The organism is Psychrobacter sp. TWP2-1-2, assembly GCF_049896785.1.
In the GTDB taxonomy this organism is placed as follows: domain Bacteria; phylum Pseudomonadota; class Gammaproteobacteria; order Pseudomonadales; family Moraxellaceae; genus Psychrobacter.
The window spans coordinates 131,992-151,640 of the sequence record NZ_JAFCVA010000007.1; the positions used below are offsets into that span (position 1 = coordinate 131,992).

The window sequence follows — 19,649 nt, forward strand, 5'->3', positions numbered from 1 at the left end:
TTATTTAAACGCGATTGAACTTTTTAGGATGATTAACTCATGACGCAAACGCTTCAAACATCTTCTTCAGCACCCGCCACGCCGTCTCTGACATGTGGTGAGTTGCTCGTACAGTGGCTAGAGTATTATGGGGTAGAGACCGTATTTGGTATTCCGGGTGTGCATACGGTCGAGCTATATCGTGGTCTGCCAAACACCAAAATTCGCCACGTGACACCGCGTCACGAGCAAGGTGCGGGGTTTATGGCTGATGGCTATTACCGCGCGTCTGGTAAAGTGGGGGTTTGCTTTATTATTACAGGTCCCGGTATGACGAACATCATGACGGCCATGGCGCAGGCGTTGGCAGACTCCATCCCGATGCTAGTGATTTCTAGTGTTAATAAAGTGGCAGATACGGGCAGCGGTGAAGGGCACTTGCATGAATTGCACGATCAGCAAGGCATGGTCAGTAAGGTTGCACTCACGAGCAAAACTATTTGGCAGCCTGAATCGTTACCCAAGGTCATCGCTGAAGCGTTTGCATTATTTAATGGCGCACGTCCGGGGCCAGTGCATATCCAGTTACCCATTGATGTGATTACCGCCGATGCCAGCCATGTCGCAAAGCCTTCTGATTATTTAAATAACTTTGTAAAAAATTCAACTGATGCACATGGTTTAACGTTACCTCAAGTAATGAGACCGCTGCCCAATCCTGCGCAATTAGATTTGATCGTTGAATCTCTAAAAGCGGCAAAAAATCCAGTGATACTTTATGGTGGTGGCTGCGTCGATGTCGATCATGACGCGCAGACTCTAGCAGAGCTTATCGATGCACCGACGTTTTTGACCATCAATGCCAAAGGTTTGCTGCCACCTAGCCACCCATTAAGTTTGGGTAGCAATCAGTCATTAGAGGCAGGTCGCGCCGTTATTACTGAGGCTGATTGGGTATTGGCGATTGGTACTGAGCTGGGTGAAACTGATTATGATGTGTTCTTTAACGGCCAGTTCAAAATCAACGGTATGCTGATTCGCATTGACTGTGATGCTCAGCAATTACAGCGTCCTTTTAGAGCCGATATCGCAGTATTGTCCGATGCGCAAATGGCGGTAAGTGGTCTATGTAGTCGTTTAAAGGGTCAGGTGTTAAATAATCAAGCGGTATCACGAGTAAATGAGGCAAAACAAGTGCTATTAGCAGGAATGACACCAGACTTTGCTGGGCAAAATGCGCTACTTCAATTGATTCGAGATGAAGTAAAAGACGTCATCTTCGTTGGTGATTCAACGCAGCCTGTCTATAGCGGCAATCTTGGTTTTGAGGCATTGGCGACGCGTCGATGGTTTAATTCATCGACTGGATTTGGCACGTTAGGTTATGGTTTGCCTGCTGCCATTGGCGCCATGATTGGTTCCAACAGTCCAGTGGTCAGCTTGATTGGCGACGGCGGTATTCAGTTTACGATTGCAGAACTTATCTGCGCCGCCGAGCTTGAGCTGCCATTGATTGTGCTGCTGTGGAACAACCAAGGCTATGGCGAGATTCGTCGTTATATGGAAGAGGGTGGATTGCCACTAATCGGGGTTAATATTAAGACGCCGAACTTTGAGCCGCTGGCAGCAGGATTTGGTGCAGGTTATCGTAGAATCACAGCCAAACAGCAATTGCTCGATGCTTTAAAAGAAGATATCAAGGGTAAGCAACCCATCATTTATGAAGTTGATGAAGCTGATGATTTTTTGATTGAAATGGGTAAAACGTTTACCTGCTTTAGCTAATGTTAATACGTCAAATATAATAAAGGCTGGTCGCTCAAGGAAGAACGTCTATGATGCCACATGCTAACCGCTCGTCTGGTCGCTTGAGCACCTCGCTGGCAAGCTTATTAACGGATTTATCCGCGATTGTTGGCGCGACCAATGTATTGACCAAACCCAGCCAGCAGCAGTCGTATACACAAGGGGCGATTGCTTCTATCACGGATGCTGTCGCGGCAGTTGTGATACCAGACTCTCTTGTGGCACTATGGCGCGTCATTAATCTCTGTGCGGCGGCTGATGTGATTGTTATTGCACAGGCTGCTAACACAGGGTTGACCGGAGGCTCGACACCGTACGGAGAGTACGATCGACCAGTCGTTGTGATCTCTACGCAACGATTGGGCGGTGTTCATCTGCTCAATGATGCAGCAGAGCTGGTTGCTTTGCCAGCGGCTAGCCTCCAGCAGTTGGAGTCTCAGCTTGCGCCATTAGGGCGTGAGCCGCATTCAGTGCTGGGCTCTAGTTGTGTTGGTGCTTCGGTGATTGGCGGTATTTGCAACAGCTCTGGCGGTATGTTGGTGCAGCGTGGTCTGGCGTATACCGAGATGTCACTATTTGCCAAACGTAATGCCATGGGTGAGTTTGAATTAATCAATCACTTAGGCATTGATTTAGGTGCAGATCCAGAAGAGGTGCTTAGAAACTTACAAACTGGCACGTTCAATAAAAATCCAGAGAGTGCCAACAGGAAGTCCTGTACCAACCACCATTATCAACACAAGGTGCGCGATTGCGAGGCAGACACACCTGCTAGATTTAATAATGACCCTAACGGATTATATGAAGCCTCTGGTTCAGCAGGCAAAGTCATCGTCTTCGCAGTTCGAGTCGCGACATTTGCCAAACCGACTCAAGAGCAAACGTTTTATATCTCGACCAATGACGCCGATACTTTGACCACACTCAGGCAACAGTGGTTAAAAAGCGAGCTAAACCTGCCTATTTTGGCAGAATATATGCATCAAGATTACAACGATATTACCATGCGCTATGGTCGCGATACTTGTTTGAGTATGCGAAAACTACCAGCCAGTAAAATAGGAGCGTTGTATCGGTTACAAGCCAAGATTGGCTATTATTTGGATAAATGGCGACTGCCTCAGACTTTACCAGATCGGATGCTACAAATGACTGGTATTTTCATGCCGCCGTCATTACCCAATTCTTTGGCTGAGCAGGCGTGTTCCTATCGTTATCATTTAATCATTAAAGTCGCGGATGGCAATAATACGTACGATGATAATAGCGATGATAACGGCAGTCATGGTCATATTGCCACCGCCCAAGTATTTCTACAGTCTCATATGCAGCAGCATCAAGGCGTCGTACATCTTTGTACAGCAGCAGAATCCCAAGCATTATTGGTGTTTCGTAGTGCGGCAACTGCTGCCATGTTTCGTTATCACAACCTTAACCACACAAGGTTTGGCGAGCTGTTATCTACCGACATTGCCTTACCAAGGAATGCCGTAGATTGGGATGAAGTGCTACCTATTAACTTACAAAAGCAGGTCAGTAAAACCTTTTATTTAGGACATTTTTTCTGTCACGTCATGCACCAAGACTATCTGTTATACCCTGAAGTGGATGCAAAAAAATTCAAGGATGAGCTATTGGCGTTTTATGATCGACGTCGTATAGAGTACCCTGCTGAACACAACGTGGGTCATGTCTATACCGCAAAACCTGCACTACATACTTTTTATAAAAAACTAGATCCGACCAATTCGCTAAATCCAGGCATTGGTCAGACAGCAAAATGGAAAAATTGGCGATCGTCGCCCATCAAGGAGGAATTAAATGACGAATTATCTCGATAAGTCGCAGCAACCGATATTAGGAAACGATATTGTCGATTCAGAAACGCCGCAAGGAGAGCAGTGGCGTGCGTCAATGTGGAAGTTTTTATTGTTTTCAGCATTAGGCATTGCACTATTTATTATTCCGTTTCAATGGGACGGAAAGGTTACGATTTTATTGGGTGTGTTAACGGACGCTTTGCAAGCTTTGCTGGGCGGTTCTGTCGTTTATGTGGCAATGGCAATCGTGACGACTTCCTTTCTTGGGGCGTTGGCTGTGAAGGTATTAAAACCCAACCTGCATGAAGACTCTATGGTCAAAAAACTCTTCGATGTTGATTGGTTTTGGCTCACTGCCCGATTATTAGGGATGGTGTTTGTTTGGATGATTTATCTGCAAGTCGGCCCTGAGTTTATTATTAATCGTAATACAGGCGGCGTTATTTTCGAAGATTTGATACCGATTTTGATTCCTTTGTTTTTCTTCGCCATTTTATCGTTGCCGTTTTATCGTTGCCGTTTTTGACAGATTTTGGTTTGATGGAGTTTTTGGGCACACTGGCGAGCAAAATATTTGTCAAGCTGTTTAAGTTGCCAGGACGCTCAGCGGTAGATGCGATGTCCTCTTGGTTTGGCGCGGCTTCTATCGGTTTACTGGTGACTATGCAGGAGTATGATAAAAGCTACTATAGCCAGCGTGAAGCGGCGATTATCGCGACGACTTTTTCGGTGACTTCCATCGCTTTTACTTACGTCGTCGCCAAAACCATCGGCGTGGACGATAACTTTGTTTATTTTTATCTGACCATTGCTTTGACGGGCTTTATCGCTGCGATTATTATGCCGCGTATACCGCCACTCTCCTTAAAGCCTGATACCTATCATTCTGGCAAAAGTATGCTCGATGAAGGGATTCCTGCTCAGTACACAACTTACCAGTGGGCAGTCAATCGTGCTGTGACGCGCGCGCACTCAATGCCAAGTCTGGGTCAAGTATTCAAACGTAGTGTAAAGAATTTATTCGATATCTATTTTGGGCTAATCCCCGTGATTTTCGCAATTGGTACGATTGGTCTGGGCTTAGCCGAATATACGCCTGTGTTTAAATGGTTGTCTGCACCGTTGGTACCGCTGCTTGATTTGTTACAGATTCCAGAGGCAGCAGAGGCGGCTCCAGCGATGATTATGGGCTTTGCGGATATGTATTTGCCAGCCTTGGTCGGCAAAAGTATTGAGAGTGAGATGACAAGATTCATCGTTGGTGCATGTTCTATTACTCAGATTATTTATATGTCTGAAGTGGGCGCGCTGATTTTGAAATCAAACATCAAGCTTAACGTGTTAGAGCTGTTTATGATTTTTATTCTTCGTACTCTGATCAGTTTGGTGGTGATTACTTCAGTGGCGCATCTACTTTATTAGCCATGTAGCCAATATTAACCCAGCCTCTAGCATAACGAGATAATGTGCTAAATAATCGGTTTATCTAACTAAAGAATAAACTGATTATTTAGCGAATGATTTATAGAAACACTTATAAATGCAATTAAAGACAATAGGTATAACAACAATTATATCAAACCATATAAGGTGATTGACCATCATGGAAATGACGAATGCTAACAGTTTAACGAGAGAAAGCGCCATCCAAACGGTTCACGATGAAGTGATGTTAAATGCAGCTTATATAGATGGCAAATGGATGACTATTGAAGCGCCTGCTACCGATACTGCTGACGCTGATAGCTATGATTCGAATCATGATTCAAGTTATGATTCGAATTCGGGAACAATCATCGCTACCACTCGATTGTGTACCAATACACAGGTAGAAATGGCAGTCAATGCGGCTTCTGCGGCGTATCCATCTTGGTCGCAAACCACCGTAAGCACGCGTGCATCGTATCTCAATGCCATTGCCGAGACAATGGAGCAGCAGTTTGACAAATTGGTGGGATTGTCTGTGTTAAATAATGGTAAGCCCATTGAAGAGGCGAAAATAGACGTGAGCGATGCCATTGCCTGCTATCGCTATTATGCCAATCTCATCACAGAACAAGCGATTTGGTCGGAGGTATCCATCAGCGAGTCAGGCATACGTTTGCTAAAAACGTATGCACCTGTTGGTATTTGCGCCCTCATTGTCCCATGGAATTTTCCAATGGTTACCACTGCTTGGAAGTTAGCCCCTGCATTGGCTGCAGGCTGTACGTTGCTATTAAAGCCCTCCGAGGTGACATTATTGCCAGAGTTGATGCTGGGCAATATATTGTCTTATATTAAACTACCAAAAGGAGTCGTTAATATTTTACCGGGTGCAGCTGAAGTGGGCGCTGCCATGACCTGCCATCCATTAATCGACAAAATTTCTTTTACTGGTAGCAACGCCGTTGGTGAAAAGGTAATGAGCCAAGCGGCAAAAGGTATCAAGGATATCAGCCTAGAGCTGGGCGGTAAGTCAGCCATCGTCGTATGTGCAGATGCTGATATCGACCACGCTTGTGATTTAATCATCGGTGGCATATTTACCAATGCCGGTCAGATCTGTTCAGCCACCTCAAGACTGCTTGTTCATGAAAGCATTGCTCAGTCGTTGTTCGACACATTAAAAGTTAAGACAGAAAGTTTGCAAATTGGTGATGGCTTTGACACTGATACGCAAATGGGTCCACTGGTTAGTGAGCAGCAACTAAATCAAGTAAAAAAATATTTCGACATTGCTGCTGCCGAAAACCTGACTTGTCTCACAGGTGGTGAGGTCTTAAATCGACAAGGGTATTTTGCGATGCCGACGATTTATACCAATGTTCCAGTGACCAGTCAGTTATGGACAGAAGAGGTTTTTGGGCCAGTACTAGTGAGTCAAACGTTCACCGACCATGCCGAGGCGATTGCTTTAGCCAATGATAGCCAGTTTGCTTTGGCCGCGAGCATTGTCAGCGATGATGAAACGGCGGCCGTAGAGATGGCGCTACAGATTCAAGCAGGTCATATCTGGATCAATGAGCAACAAATTATACTGCCAGAGTCAGGGTGGGGCGGCTTTAAGCAGAGCGGTATCGGTCGAGAGCTGGGTGTAGATGGCTTGTCTGCGTATCAAAAAAGCAAGCATGTGTTATTGAGTCATTAAACGTTGGGCGCTTTCATATCTTATTTAGCCATTGATATTGCTACCAATGGCTAAATAAGATATTTGCTTTGTAAATTAACTTTGCTGGACTAAGAATGCCATTCGATATAAAATTGAGCAATCATTCAAATTTTATCGCTGTGCTTGTTTTTATATGAGATTACGGCTTTTGAGATGGAAAAACTATGTCACGTACCGCACTTTATAACCGTCAGGATGCCTTAGAACGCGCGTTACAGCTTTTTTGGCAAAAAGGCTTTCATGCTACTTCGTTAAAAGACATAGAAGAGGCGCTCGATATGCGTCCAGGAAGCATTTATGCTGCGTTTGGCAGTAAAGATGGATTATTTCAAGAAGCGTTAGACTACTATGCTCGCCTAGGTTTGAGTGAGCTTGAGCGGGTAATGGGCGCTTATCAATCGCCGCTGTTGGGGTTAGCCGCTTTCGTGCGTCAGCTGGGCGGTATTCGTGATAAAGGGCTGCCGAGTCAGGCTTGCATGCTGGTCAAAAGTTTACTGGAGCTTGGTGCTCGTGAGCAGACAGCGCTACAAAAAGTTGAAATGCTGCTGGCAGGTATGGAACTGCGTTTTATAAATTACTTTACCGAAGCACAGCGGCTGGGTGAGCTTGATACTGAGCTTGACGCGACTAGGCTTGGACGACGACTACAGGCGGAAATCATGGGGCTGCGTGCTTTTGCGCAGCGTGATGTCGAGAGCTCAGCGGTGCAAGCGTTGGCTGAAGATATGGCGCTCTCTATAGAAGCGCTGCGTATTGATGAGCCTGTTGGCGAGTAGTGCATGTTGACTATTTGCAAATAAGCACTGCTAAAGGGTTATTGCCGATTAAGTAAGGCTGATTGCTAAGATATTTTTGGTATGAAAAAAAGGGTTTTAGCGTTACTGTATAGTCTCGGGCTATACAGTAACGCTAAAACCCTTAGTCTTGAAAACTCAACCATCAACAGATAATTTAGTCTGGCATATCAGCCAACTGCTGCAATATGCTTTTATAATTTTCAACACCTTGAGCACCGCTAATTAAATGACGCTCATTGAAAACCATAGATGGCACACTTTGAATGCCTTGTTGCTGCCAATGCTGCTTTTCTTTTTCTACCGCTGCCGCAAATCGCTGATCTTTTAAGACCGCTAGTGCTTCGCTACGATCCAGTCCAACATCGGCCGCAACATCTGCAAGTACAGCACTGTCAGCCACATTTTTATTATCGACGAAATGTGCGACGAACAATGCTTGTTTTAGCTCGTGCATACGCCCTTGTTGATCGGCCCAATGCAGCAACTGATGCGCATTAAAAGTATTGTAAGTACGAAAGTCATCGGTAAACTGAAAATTAAATCTAGCTTCAGCACCTACTTCTGTCATTCTAGCTCGGTTCTCTTGAATGTCCTCAGCAGTCGTACCGTACTTCTCCATGATATGCTCACGATAGTTTCGTCCTTCGTGCGGTGTATTAGGATTTAACTCAAATGGATGCCAGTGAATCTCGTGTGGAGTGTTGGTTTGTTTTAATGCCTCGGCTAGTTGACTATAGCCGATAGCGCACCAAGGGCAGACCACGTCTGACACGATATCTATTCGTAATGGCTTTTTTAAATTACTCATAGTGGCTCCTTATGTGGTTCTTATATAATTAGACAGCTTTATGCCATTCAAACTTTTGGAAAGGCTTGTCGATTGGCGTGTTGGCCAAATGGTTGGTGTAGTTACTCATCACTTTTTGAGCCGCTGCAAGAACCACTTCTAAAATCTGACGTTTAGTAAAGCCTGCATCTAAGAATGCTTGCACTGCGTCATCATTTACATTACCACGATCACGAACGACCGATAGCGTAAAGTCGCGTAATGCTTCTAGTTTTTCAGTTGGTAGAGGTGTCTCATTACGTAATGCATCAGTGATTGCGTCATCCACCTTCATGCTTTTTGCGATGCCAGTATGAGCGGGTACACAGTAATGGCACTCATGCTCTACGTTGATGGTTTGCCATACGACCGTGACTTCCTCATCATCGAAACTGCTGTCTAAAAACAGTTGATGTAGCTGTTGGTAGCCTTCGAGCAAGCCAGGCGCTTCAGCCATGACGGCATGTAGATTAGGTACCATGCCAAACGCTTTGATAGACACGTCAAGTAAGTCTTTGCTTGCTGCTGGGGCTGTGTCTTTGTCGTGTAGGGTAAATTCAGTCATGTGAAAGTCCTTAGGATAATTATTAGTGAATTGTTGTAAAAGTAAGTGTGTAGAAGCGACTTGAGAACCTATTATATAGTTGAGTGAGTACTCAATTTAATAAGTGAGATTTTTGTGAGTCGCTTAACAACTGCAGCCACTATAGTCTATTTTGAGTAATCGTTCAAATTATACTTGAGTGAATACTCAAGTTGTTTGTAAATTTCGTTTACATTCAAAGCTAGGCGGCATCACGACAGTTATTTGTTTTTCTTAACCAAGTCATTGCTAAATGGCATGGTTAACAATCCCCATAGCGAGGCATTTTGTTTGGCTGCTGGGTATTCTTTTAGTCCAATATCTAGCTCATTATCAGACTGCTTTGCTTCACCCTTATAACTACCAAAAATCCAATCCCACCAGATGACACTAAAACCATAATTTGAGTTGGTCTCACTAACGCGTTGGCTATGGTGAATACGATGCAAGATCTGGGTCATCAATATTAAGCGCAGCGGTTTTTCAAGCGCAGGTGGCAGGCGAATATTGGCATGGTTAAATATCGCTAAGCCATTTAACGCAATCTCAAATATCAATACGGCGATGGCAGGAACACCCAATAAGCTGACGGCAACGAGCTTCACTAGAATGCTTAAAACGATTTCAATGGGATGAAATCTAAGTCCTGTACTGGCATCGACATGTGCATCAGCGTGATGGACTTTATGCAAGCGCCATAGCATAGGCACGCGGTGAAATAATCGATGCTGCCAGTAAATGATGATGTCGAGCAATATCAAGCTTAGTATGACGACGACGATGCTTGGCAAATTGATGATATTAAATAGACCAATCCCATGCTGCTGATTATACAGCGCCGCAGCCGTTAGACCGACAGGCACCGCTAGACGAGCAATAACTGACGAGATAAAAACCAAGCCAAAGTTAGCGAACCAGCGTTTGCTGCTTTTGATCGGTGCTTGACGTGCAGGCATGCGCCATTCTATCAGCATCATAATCACTAAAATGCTTAAAAAGACCCCAAGCCGCCACCATACTTCGTTAGTCATTAGCTGCCTCTTAACTTATTCTATTTATATACTGTTTTTATCTATTTCTAGCTGTTTAAGGGTATGGTAGCCGCCATGGATACGGGTAAAAATCGTAATCGCGCAAGCAGTGGCAAAGATGCCAGCGAGTAATACAAAGTGCTGTGGCCACAGGCAAAAAGCGACAAACAGTGCGATGGTTTCGGTGCCTTCCGTCAAACCATTTAAATAATAAAAACTCTTATATTTAAACTGTGGTTTATCCAGTGTAAACTTTTCCGCAGCAATGGCAAACGCTAAGAAGCTAGAGCCTGTGCCAATAAAGGTGGCGAGTAATAAAGCGCCAGCAATGGCATTCTGTTCAGGGTTTGCCAATATAAATCCCAGCGGGATGGCGGCATAAAATAAAAAGTCGAGCGTAATATCTAAATAGCCGCCTGCGCTAGAGCTTTGCTTTGCATAACGGGCTAAAGCGCCATCAAGACCATCAAAAATACGATTTAATGCAATGGCTGCCAGTGCGCCATACCAAAGCTCAAACGCCAGTAATGGCACCGCTAACATACCGATTAAAAAGCCTGCCACCGTGAGTTGATCAGCCGTAATACCGCGTTTGTGCAAGACAACGACGACAGGGCTTAGTATCGGCTTAATCATGGGCGTAAGAAACTTGTCTAGCATGCGCTTGCCTTTTGTATTTCGCTTTGATGTTTAGAATTTAGATCTACAAGTTTAAAAGTATAAGCCTAAAACTACAGGTCTAAATGAATAACTTTACCGTTTGCGGCCTCAGCATCGCTATAATCGTGCGTGACCATGATGGCGGGAAGTTTATGAGTGCGGATTTGCTCAAACACCAGTTGCCGCGTATCTACTCGAAGTTGGGTATCAAGCTTGCTAAAAGGCTCATCAAGTAGTATCGCTTTTGGTGCGCTGAGCAAGGTGCGCAGTAGCGCCACTCGTGCTTGTTGTCCGCCCGATAAATTATCAGGATGGCGATCTCCCATGCCTGCTAGCCCCACTTGTGCCAGCGCTTGTTCTATTTTTTCACGGCGCTGTTTTTTATTGCTGTTTTTATTACTTTTAGGCATCGCAAACGCAATATTACCTGCGACCGATAAATGCGAAAACAGTAGGGCATCTTGATACAGTACCCCAATATGCCGCAGATGCGTCGGCAGATGGCTTACATTTTCATCATTTAACCAGACCTCACCAATAGCGGTAAAACCATTTGGCAATATACCTGTGAGCCAATTCAATAAACTCGATTTACCACTGCCAGATGGACCCATGATGGTTAGTATTTCACCACCAGCAATCTGCTCATCTAGGCTGAGTAATAGCTCGCCTTTTCGATATAACTGTAAGTTTTTTATCTGTAAAGAGGATTGCATCAAAGGCCCTTTTCTTTGCGTTTTTATTATTAGGTATTTTCAAAATTAGTGCTATTTAGAATCAGTGCTCTTCAAAACGAATATATTTTAAAAAACGTTTTAACGGCTGCTATTTTTACCACTTTTAAAGAAGTACTTTGGCAATATCCACGCCAATATAAAGCCAACTAAGGGTAGCGCCATTTGGATGATGGCATACACTGCACTGGTGCGTCTACTGGCACCATTAGCGAGGGTTACGGCTTCTGTGGTGATGGTGGCGATTCGTCCGCCACCTGCCAATAATGTCGGTAAGTATTGACCAAAGCTAATGGCTAAACCAAGGGCAATGGCAATTAACAACGGCGCAAACAGTTGTGGTAATTTCACCTGCAAAAATACTCTAGCAGGAGTTGCACCAAGGCTTGCCGCTACATGAGCAAAACGAGGGTCTAGACGTCGATAACTGCTAGCAAGCGATAAAAACACATAGGGCAGCACAAAGAGCAGATGGGTAAATGCCACATTAAAAAACGCCGTTTGATTATTCAGCAGTTGCTGTAGCCATACTAAGCCAAATAAAAAAGCAATGCTCGGCACTAACAGCGGCAAATAGATAATTAAACTGGTAAATGTTGAAAGTGGTTTTTGACTTAATTGCTCAGCCTCTAAACATAATAAAGTCAGCACAATGGCAAATATCGTACTCACGATACCGATAGTAACGGTATTAAATAACGGTGTACCCATTTGTGTAAAGGCGCTTTGAAAATGCAATGATACCAATTGCTCTGGCAAGACGGCGGGAAAGCGCCAGAAACCAGCCACTGACCACATTAGCAGACCAATGAGCGCCAGCAAGATAAAGCCAATCACCAAAGTGGTCAACGCTGCCGTGATTTTTTGCCATAATGCATCGGCATAGTTGCGCTTGCCGTTTATCAACGTACCATTAAAGCAAGTTTTTATCGCTCTCTCAGCGCCTAGCCACAAGCCGATTAAACCACCCGTCAACGCCAGCTGTAATAACGCGCCTGCCGAGGCTTTTATACGTAGGTTTAAATCCACATCGTTAAACCATTGCATAATCGTGACCGCAAGCGTTGGCGGCGTGTTTGGACCGAGTATCAATGGCATCTCGACACTGGCACTGGCATAGGCAAGCACGGCTAAGATAGGCAGACGTAAAAAAGGATAGAGGACAGGAAGTACCGCTTTAAAAAAGGCAGTAATGGGGTAATAGCCGAGATTTAACGCGACTTTATACTGCTGACGTAGCTTTTTACCAAGCTCAGGTTGTGCCAAAGCGCCTAGCGCCATGAGTAATAAAAACGGCAGCTCTTTTAAGGTTAAACCCAAAATGATACTGATGCCGTAGGGGTCATGTGGAAATATACCGTCTGGAGCCAATTCCCAGCCACTTAGCCATGGTGATATAAGGCGTGAAAACATACCAGAAGGCGCAATTAAAAAACCAACGGCGATGGCTGCTGCTGCATGAGGAATGACCAAGATTGGACTCAGCAAACGCTCAATACGAGTCAGCCAAACGCTATTAAAAAATGCTGCCAATATCATCAAGGTCATGAAAAAAGCGAATAGCGTGCTGATTAATCCAGTAGCGATGCTTAAAGCGACCATTTGGGTAAGACCGGGCGTCTGCCAAAGATCATGAAAGCCTTGTAGACTAACAGTCGTTTGCTCAAGTGCAGGCACCCAGCTAAAGGCAGGTAACAGCACGCACACCAAACCACCGAGTACCGGTAATATCAGTAGCAGCAGTAAAAATGTCGGACTCAAGGAGACGATACGCGTAAATAGATCTGTTTTATAAGGCGCGGTTATGCCAGTAATTGTTGCAGAATGGACTTTTTCCTTTGCCGTTTTATTATTGTAATCTGTACTCATGGGCTAACCCCATAACGCGCTTGCCAGCCTTGCATAATGGCATCAACCCAGCTTGGATGTGGTTCACTCACGGTACGTTTGATGCTATCAAAGGGCAGGGAGCTAGGGTGTGGTTTATTTTCTTTAAATAGCGCTTGTTGCTCAGGGCTGAGCGTAGAGAGAACAAGTACGGTTTTATCACCCCATATAGTAGGAGTCTGCTTTTTAGCCTGTGCTTCTGGGCTCAGCAAAAAGTTGGCGACCAGCTGCGCGGCTTGCGGATGGCTGGCGTTATAAGGAATGGCCACAAAATGGGTGTTACTTAAGCTGCCATCACTCATTGCAAAGCTACGAATGCTCTCGGGTAAGTCATAACGCTGCACGGCCGCGGGCACTTCAGGTGCAGAAAAAGTAAAGGCCAAACTCAGCTCGGTATCATCGACCAAACGCCGCATGTGCGCGCCCGTTTGCACAAATTGCTCACCCTTACGCCATAGACTGGGATGTAAGTCATCTAAAAATGCCCATAAAGGGGCTAATACCATATCTGTATTTTGCTCAGTGGCTGGCAGGTTGAGCTGTGCTTTGGTGTTTTCGCCTGTCTTAGCATCATTTTGCTCGTGCAGCATGACTAAGGCATATTTTAAAAAGCTCATGCCTAAAAAGTCAGGCGGCTTTGGATAGCTAAAACGCCCAGAATTTTGCGCGGTCCAATTGACCAGCTCATTTAAGGTGGTTGGTGGCTTGTCAGTTGATAAACTGTCGTAATAAAAAGTCAACGAAGTTTGTCCCCATGGCGCTTCCATGCCATTGGTCGGCACACCAAAATCAAAGTTAACGGCAGGATTGTTCTCTGGGTCGGTCAAGGCAAAGTTAGGGAGCTTGTTCGCCCATTGTTTCAGTAATAACGAATTCTCACTCATGGTGGCAAAGTTGGCACCATTTATCCAGATGAGGTCAACGCTGCCTTTATCATTGTTGTTGGCGGACTTTTCTGCAAGTACACGGCTAACTGCTTCACTGGTGTCGCTCAGTTTGACATGAACCAAGTTAATATTATATTTATCATCGACTTGCTTGGCAGCCCACTGTAGATAGGCGTTGATCTGTGGATCACCGCCCCATGCATAAAAGTAGACGTCTTGATTGCTACCTTGCGCCTCTATTTGCTGCCAAGATGATAAATTTTGATTAAGGTTACCAGTAGTGGGTGAGGCAGTGCTTGCTGATATGCTTGAAGAAATAACTGCACAAACGCTAAGCGCTATAGCATAGGCGCTATAGCGGCTTAGATTTTTTAACGTTGGCAAAGCTGGTAGAGATTTAATAACGTACATTTAAGTTTCCGTTATGATGATATGTTTTCAGCGCAGTTGATAAAGATTCAACTAACCTCGACGCCATGTATGATATTTCTCAAGCCAGTTTAATACCGTTTCAGGCGCATGATTGCGTTTCCATTCACCAGCCGCGTATTTGTTAGCCTCTGCCCATGTCGGGTACATATGAATGGTGCCGAGTATTTTGTTCAGCCCTAAACCGTGCTTCATCGCCAGTATAAATTCTGGCATTAAATCCCCAGCATGTTCAGCGACGATGGTCACGCCAAGTATTTTATCTTTGCCTTTAGAGGTAATGACTTTGATAAAACCATGATTGGCACTTTCCGTCACCGCGCGATCTAAATCTTTAAAGTCGTAGCGGGTAATCTCAAAATCGATGCCTTTTTCAATAGCTTCTTGTTCATTTAAGCCCACGCGTGCGACTTCTGGATCGATAAAGGTTGTCCACGGAATCACACGGTAATCTACTTTAAACTTCTTTAAATGTCCAAACAAACCATTTACGGCAGCGTACCATGCCTGATGAGAGGCCACATGGGTAAACTGATAAGGGCCAACGACATCACCTGCCGCGTAGATATTGGGATAGAGGGTTTCTAAATAGTCATCCGTCTCGATGGTACGCTCCGTTTCGATGCCCAAATCTTCAAGACCATAACCTTCTAAGCGAGCACTGCGTCCAACGGCACAAAGCAATTCGTCATATTCAATCGCGATTTCTTGCTTGTTTTGACGGTCTTGCTTAACGGTACTGCTGCCTTGCGCTTCAACGATAATGAACTTTTTACCATCGCGCGCTTCACAACGAATCGCTTGATGCGAGGTTAAGACATTCACGCCGCTCTCAACGAGGACTTTCTGTGCAAATTCAGAGACTTCCACGTCTTCTTTTTTCATGAGACGCGCGCCTCTTTCGATCTGGGTCACATCGGAGCCTAAGCGTGCAAATGCTTGCGCCAGCTCAGAGCCGATTGGCCCACCACCAAGGACGACCAGCTTTTTCGGTGCTGCTTCTAATTCGGTAAATTTATTCCATATGGTGTCGCTGGTCACGTAGCCGGTTTCTTCCAAACCCGGCAAATCTGGGATAAATGGGCGCGCACCAGTAGCGATAACGATGGAACGTGCGGTGAGTGTTTGCGTGCCGCCATCGTTTAACGCAATCTCTACCGTCCACGGGTCGATGAATTTGGCATAGCCTTTTAATACTTCGACACCCAAGTCCGTATAACGCTCGACGCTATCATTTGGGGCGATGTCAGCGATGACTTTATGGATGCGGGTCATGACGTTCTTAAATGAAAACTCTGGTGGTGTATTCTCCAAGCCATAACGTTCAGCATTGCGCATTTGTTCTGCCACTTTTGCGCTTTTAATGAGGGCTTTACTGGGTACACAGCCATAGTTTAAGCAGTCACCGCCCATCTCGCCCGCTTCGATTAAGGTTACTTTTGCTCGGACGGTCGCCGCGATATAGCTAGTGACTAGCCCGCCAGCACCTGCGCCAATCACGATCATGTTCCGATCGAATTTTTTAGGTTTGCTATAGTTTTTATAGACGCGGCGTTTTTTTAGCATATTTAATATGCCTTTTGCGATTAATGGGAAAAAACCTAACAATGCAAATGAGACAATCAAATTAAACGATAAAATCCCTGACAAACTGTCGATTTGCGCCAACTGCGTACCTGCATTGACATATACGAAGGTGCCCGCGAGCATACCGATTTGGCTTACCCAGTAGAATGTCCTCGCTTTAATCGCGGTGACGCCCATCAATAGGTTAATCAAAAAGAAAGGAAATATCGGCACTAAGCGTAGGGTAAATAAGTAAAATCCGCCTTCTTTTTCAACGCCAGCATCAATGGCTGCTAAGCGCTCAGGAAAGCGCTGTTTAATCGTATCACGCAGTAAATAACGTGAGGTTAAAAAGGCGAGTGTCGCACCAATACTGGAGGCAAATGAGGCGATCAGTAACCCTTGCCATAAACCAAATAATGCGCCAGCTGCCAAAGTTAAAATAGCGGCGCCCGGTAAGGATAGGGCGGTGACAACGATATAAAGTAAAAAGAATCCACCGATAATCAATAGTGGTGATTGCATTTTATAGTCGTTAAATTGCGCCATCGACCCTTTTAAACCGTCAAGCGTCAATAATTGATTGAGGTCAAAGTAGAAAAAGCTTGCTGCTAATATTAATATTAACAGTATTAACAATATTCTTTTAATCATAAAATATCCGGCTAAGTAGTAGAGCGAAGGCTAAAGTCATCGTCATTCTTTTATGATTAAGAACCTTGACCATGTTAGTGGTAATGACAAGTTAGTGGTAACGACAATTACGTTAAGTTGTTTGCATGGTTTGTGCATTTATATACAATAAAACAGCTAACTCAGTAGTCTTCATAGTATAGAGCTTGAGTTTCGGAGGCTAGTATTTATATTCTTGCATGTTCAATCCAGTCCAATCTAACGATAAATATGACTGATGTTTAGGCTAAAGAAACTTTTTTGCCCAAGGTTAAGGTATCCCAGTCTCTCATTAAGAAAAGCGCCAAACACGCAGCCAACATCGGCCATGCTGCAAAGAACAACAAGTTATCAAAAGGCTTGAGGTATAAGCCGAAGGTTGAGAACGTCGAAATCGCATGAAGTAGCAAGATAATGCCGTAAGTCCAAGTTTTGAATAATCCTGTGGCAAACAACAGAATGAGGATGAATTGAGCCGCGCCAATAACATAGAACACAGTGTCGCCTATACTTTCAAAACCATAAAAACTAGAAAAGACGCCTGCGGCATGATCAGGATTAATCAGCTTATCTAAAGTCCAGACTAAAAAAACAATGAAAATACCCAGTCGAAGCAATAACAGTGAAAGAGGGAGATGTTTTGGCATAAGTTATTTCTTCTTAATAAGCGTTAAAAGTGAGTGCAAAAGAGCTTGGTAAGTCTAATCAATAAAATATCTGGCAATGACTACTATTGTCAGGCAGTAAGCATGAATAAAGTGTTTATTTTGAGTGATTACTCAAAATTAGACAAAATACTAACGCTCAGTAAGTCAATAAACCGCATTGTAGTTGTTATTGAATGGTTGTTCAAGTTCGTAGCATCAAGCATGCTACCGTTCCAGAGCATCGTTACGTTTTTCAACCAAAGCAGCAATGCTGGGTTAAAGGTGGGCGCTTTTCGTACAATAAAAAGCCCTTCATAGACTGATATAGTCCATGAAAGGCTTTTGGCTGACATCATAAGTATGATGAAATTAAGCGGTTACCACATCAAGTCATCTGGAATCACATAGGCGGCATAAGGATCATCTTCTGCTAGTACTTCTTCTGATGTATCGTTAGACACTACCATGAAGCCCTCCATTTTTGCATCGATGCGATCTGCCAACGGACGAGGAAGGAGTGCATAGCCTTCTTCTAAGCGTGCAATCACCACATGACCGGCGACGATTTGCTCATATAGTTTTTGAGTGACAAAGATTTTTTTAACCTTAGTATTATCGACAAATTGATAATTGACATCGCCATTGGTATCGGCAATTTGATGCTGCTTAATCATTTGGACGATATTGGCCTTGAGCATCTTCTCTTCTAAAATACGTTGTTTTTCTTGATTGAGCTTTTGATCTTTCTCTAATTTTTTCGCTTGGGCTTCTGCCAACGCTTTTTTCGCTTCCATGCTTTCTGAGTCACCAGTACGCTTGGCATGCTGAGTCTGCTTGCTGATTTTCTTGGCTTTTTTGCTATCCACCAATCCCGCTTTTAATAACTGAGCCTGTAGGGCATTTTTTGCCATAATTCCATCACCTAGATAAGGATACTTAAATCATAAATGCTAAAAAAACCATTGTAGCAAAATTCGCTACGGCATGTTGTTAGACGATGACAAGACTTTTTTTAATTATGGTAGAAGTGGGCACACATCGCTGGCTGAAGCCGTTTAAATTGGTTATTATCAAGGCAATGGATACGCTTTTTTTGCCGTTATATTTTTTGGTAACTATGTTCATTGGTAACCATGTTTTTCGGTGACCATATTTATAGTGGGTATAGAAAGCTGTATAGGGTTAAATCGTTAAATTTAAGGACGGAATATGACAACATCACAGCACATTTTAGCCTGTATAGACGGCTCGGCAGTGACTGAATCGGTTTGTGACTATGCAGCATGGTATGCCAGTAAGTTAAATTTACCCGTAGCGTTGTTGCATGTGAGTGAGGTTCCAGCCTCGACCAGACGCGATTTGTCAGGCGCAATAGGAGTCAATAGCCGCCAGTTTTTATTGGAGGAATTGACACAGTTAGACGAGCAAAGAGCGAAGGTGGTGAACAGTTATAGCAATGCTTTGGTGCAAGACGCAAAAAGCCATATCCAAGGCAGCTTTACTGAGGTCGATATTCGTATCTATCAACGTCGCGGCAAGCTGTTACCTGCCATTGAGCATTTTAAAGCAGAAAATCGTGCCATCGTCATGGGACGCCGAGGTGAAGATCACAAAAGCAGCCGTATTAATATCGGTAGCCAAATCGAAACCGTTGCCCGCGCATCTGACGTTCCTATATTGATTTGCTCAGAGACGTTCAAAGAACCCAGCTCATATATGATAGCTTTTGATGGTAGCAAAACGGCTATTAAAGCAGCATGGATGGTTGCGAGGAGTCCTGTATTAAAAGGATTGCAAGGTCATATCGTCATGATAGGCAATCATAACGACGCGTCAAAACAAAGCTTAAGCGCCGCAGCGGCACAATTGGAGGATGCAGGTTTTAGCGTAGCGGCACATCATTTATCTGCCTCCGATGCCGTCGATGGCTTGTTAAGGTTTCAGGTAGAAAACAACATTGATATGATGGTGGTGGGTGCTTATGGACATTCGAAATTGCAACAATTATTTCTTGGTAGTACCACAACAGAAATTATCGCCAGCACGCTATCTCCTGTGATTTTAGTACGTTGAAAACTCGGTAAGGTTTATAATAGCGAGGTGCAATCATTGCGCCTTCAGCTGTCGATAACGTTCAATAATCATATCTGACGTTTGCTAAAGGATCATCTTAT

General features: G+C 44.3%; 17 protein-coding genes. 7 read left to right on the forward strand and 10 right to left on the reverse strand.

The features are described 5' to 3' along the window. Positions 1-39: 39 nt before the first annotated feature. The 6 genes from ACP7AE_RS08495 to ACP7AE_RS08520 all read left to right on the forward strand — a co-directional run bounded on the left by ACP7AE_RS08495 (position 40) and on the right by ACP7AE_RS08520 (position 7,532). Entirely contained in the window at positions 40-1,764 is a 1,725-nt protein-coding gene (locus tag ACP7AE_RS08495) for a 5-guanidino-2-oxopentanoate decarboxylase (protein ID WP_426242503.1), read from the forward strand. 50 nt (positions 1,765-1,814) lie between these two features. Further along, positions 1,815-3,626 carry a D-lactate dehydrogenase gene (gene dld, locus ACP7AE_RS08500; RefSeq protein WP_426242505.1) on the forward strand — a complete coding sequence of 604 codons (1,812 nt, stop codon included), beginning with the start codon at positions 1,815-1,817 and terminating at the stop codon, positions 3,624-3,626. Further along, complete coding sequence (locus ACP7AE_RS08505) at positions 3,607-4,131, forward strand: hypothetical protein (RefSeq protein ID WP_426242507.1); 525 nt, start codon at positions 3,607-3,609, stop codon at positions 4,129-4,131. Before dld ends, ACP7AE_RS08505 begins: the two co-directional genes overlap by 20 nt. Then, positions 4,128-5,027 carry a YjiH family protein gene (locus tag ACP7AE_RS08510; protein ID WP_426242509.1) on the forward strand — a complete coding sequence of 300 codons (900 nt, stop codon included), beginning with the start codon at positions 4,128-4,130 and terminating at the stop codon, positions 5,025-5,027. The genes ACP7AE_RS08505 and ACP7AE_RS08510 overlap by 4 nt, the downstream gene beginning before the upstream one ends. A 181-nt stretch (positions 5,028-5,208) precedes the next feature. Next, positions 5,209-6,735: an aldehyde dehydrogenase family protein gene (locus ACP7AE_RS08515; protein WP_426242511.1), complete on the forward strand. Its 1,527-nt coding sequence runs from the start codon at positions 5,209-5,211 to the stop codon at positions 6,733-6,735. A gap of 185 nt (positions 6,736-6,920) precedes the next feature. Then, a complete protein-coding gene (locus tag ACP7AE_RS08520; protein ID WP_426242513.1) occupies positions 6,921-7,532 on the forward strand; it encodes a TetR/AcrR family transcriptional regulator in 612 nt (203 codons plus the stop codon). A gap of 175 nt (positions 7,533-7,707) precedes the next feature. Here ACP7AE_RS08520 and ACP7AE_RS08525 read toward each other — a convergent pair whose 3' ends face one another. The 10 genes from ACP7AE_RS08525 to ACP7AE_RS08570 all read right to left on the reverse strand — a co-directional run bounded on the left by ACP7AE_RS08525 (position 7,708) and on the right by ACP7AE_RS08570 (position 18,386). After that, positions 7,708-8,361, reverse strand: coding sequence for a DsbA family oxidoreductase (locus ACP7AE_RS08525; RefSeq protein WP_426242515.1), 654 nt, complete (start codon positions 8,359-8,361; stop codon positions 7,708-7,710). Between the two features lie 28 nt (positions 8,362-8,389). Continuing rightward, positions 8,390-8,944 (reverse strand): carboxymuconolactone decarboxylase family protein, encoded by a 555-nt coding sequence (locus tag ACP7AE_RS08530; RefSeq protein ID WP_426242517.1) that lies wholly within the window; start codon positions 8,942-8,944, stop codon positions 8,390-8,392. A gap of 239 nt (positions 8,945-9,183) precedes the next feature. Continuing rightward, the gene (locus ACP7AE_RS08535) at positions 9,184-9,993 is read right to left on the reverse strand and encodes a sterol desaturase family protein (RefSeq protein ID WP_426242519.1); all 810 of its coding nucleotides are present in this window, start codon (positions 9,991-9,993) and stop codon (positions 9,184-9,186) included. A gap of 24 nt (positions 9,994-10,017) precedes the next feature. After that, positions 10,018-10,653 (reverse strand): CDP-alcohol phosphatidyltransferase family protein, encoded by a 636-nt coding sequence (locus ACP7AE_RS08540; RefSeq protein ID WP_426242521.1) that lies wholly within the window; start codon positions 10,651-10,653, stop codon positions 10,018-10,020. Positions 10,654-10,724: 71 nt separating this feature from the next. Beyond that, positions 10,725-11,369 carry an ATP-binding cassette domain-containing protein gene (locus ACP7AE_RS08545; RefSeq protein ID WP_087814193.1) on the reverse strand — a complete coding sequence of 215 codons (645 nt, stop codon included), beginning with the start codon at positions 11,367-11,369 and terminating at the stop codon, positions 10,725-10,727. Positions 11,370-11,468: 99 nt separating this feature from the next. Further along, positions 11,469-13,256, reverse strand: coding sequence for an ABC transporter permease (locus ACP7AE_RS08550; RefSeq protein WP_426242523.1), 1,788 nt, complete (start codon positions 13,254-13,256; stop codon positions 11,469-11,471). Then, positions 13,253-14,572, reverse strand: a complete 1,320-nt coding sequence (locus tag ACP7AE_RS08555; RefSeq protein ID WP_201540338.1) for an ABC transporter substrate-binding protein — start codon at positions 14,570-14,572, stop codon at positions 13,253-13,255. The genes ACP7AE_RS08550 and ACP7AE_RS08555 overlap by 4 nt, the downstream gene beginning before the upstream one ends. Before the next feature lie 51 nt (positions 14,573-14,623). Continuing rightward, positions 14,624-16,810 carry an FAD-dependent oxidoreductase gene (locus tag ACP7AE_RS08560; protein ID WP_426242526.1) on the reverse strand — a complete coding sequence of 729 codons (2,187 nt, stop codon included), beginning with the start codon at positions 16,808-16,810 and terminating at the stop codon, positions 14,624-14,626. A 260-nt stretch (positions 16,811-17,070) separates the two neighbouring features. Continuing rightward, entirely contained in the window at positions 17,071-17,475 is a 405-nt protein-coding gene (locus tag ACP7AE_RS08565; RefSeq protein ID WP_426242528.1) for a hypothetical protein, read from the reverse strand. A gap of 377 nt (positions 17,476-17,852) precedes the next feature. Further along, entirely contained in the window at positions 17,853-18,386 is a 534-nt protein-coding gene (locus ACP7AE_RS08570) for a DUF2058 domain-containing protein (RefSeq protein WP_201540341.1), read from the reverse strand. A 298-nt stretch (positions 18,387-18,684) separates the two neighbouring features. On the opposite strand from ACP7AE_RS08570, the gene ACP7AE_RS08575 reads away from it, so the two are divergent. Further along, positions 18,685-19,548: a universal stress protein gene (locus tag ACP7AE_RS08575; protein WP_201540342.1), complete on the forward strand. Its 864-nt coding sequence runs from the start codon at positions 18,685-18,687 to the stop codon at positions 19,546-19,548. Positions 19,549-19,649 lie beyond the last annotated feature (101 nt).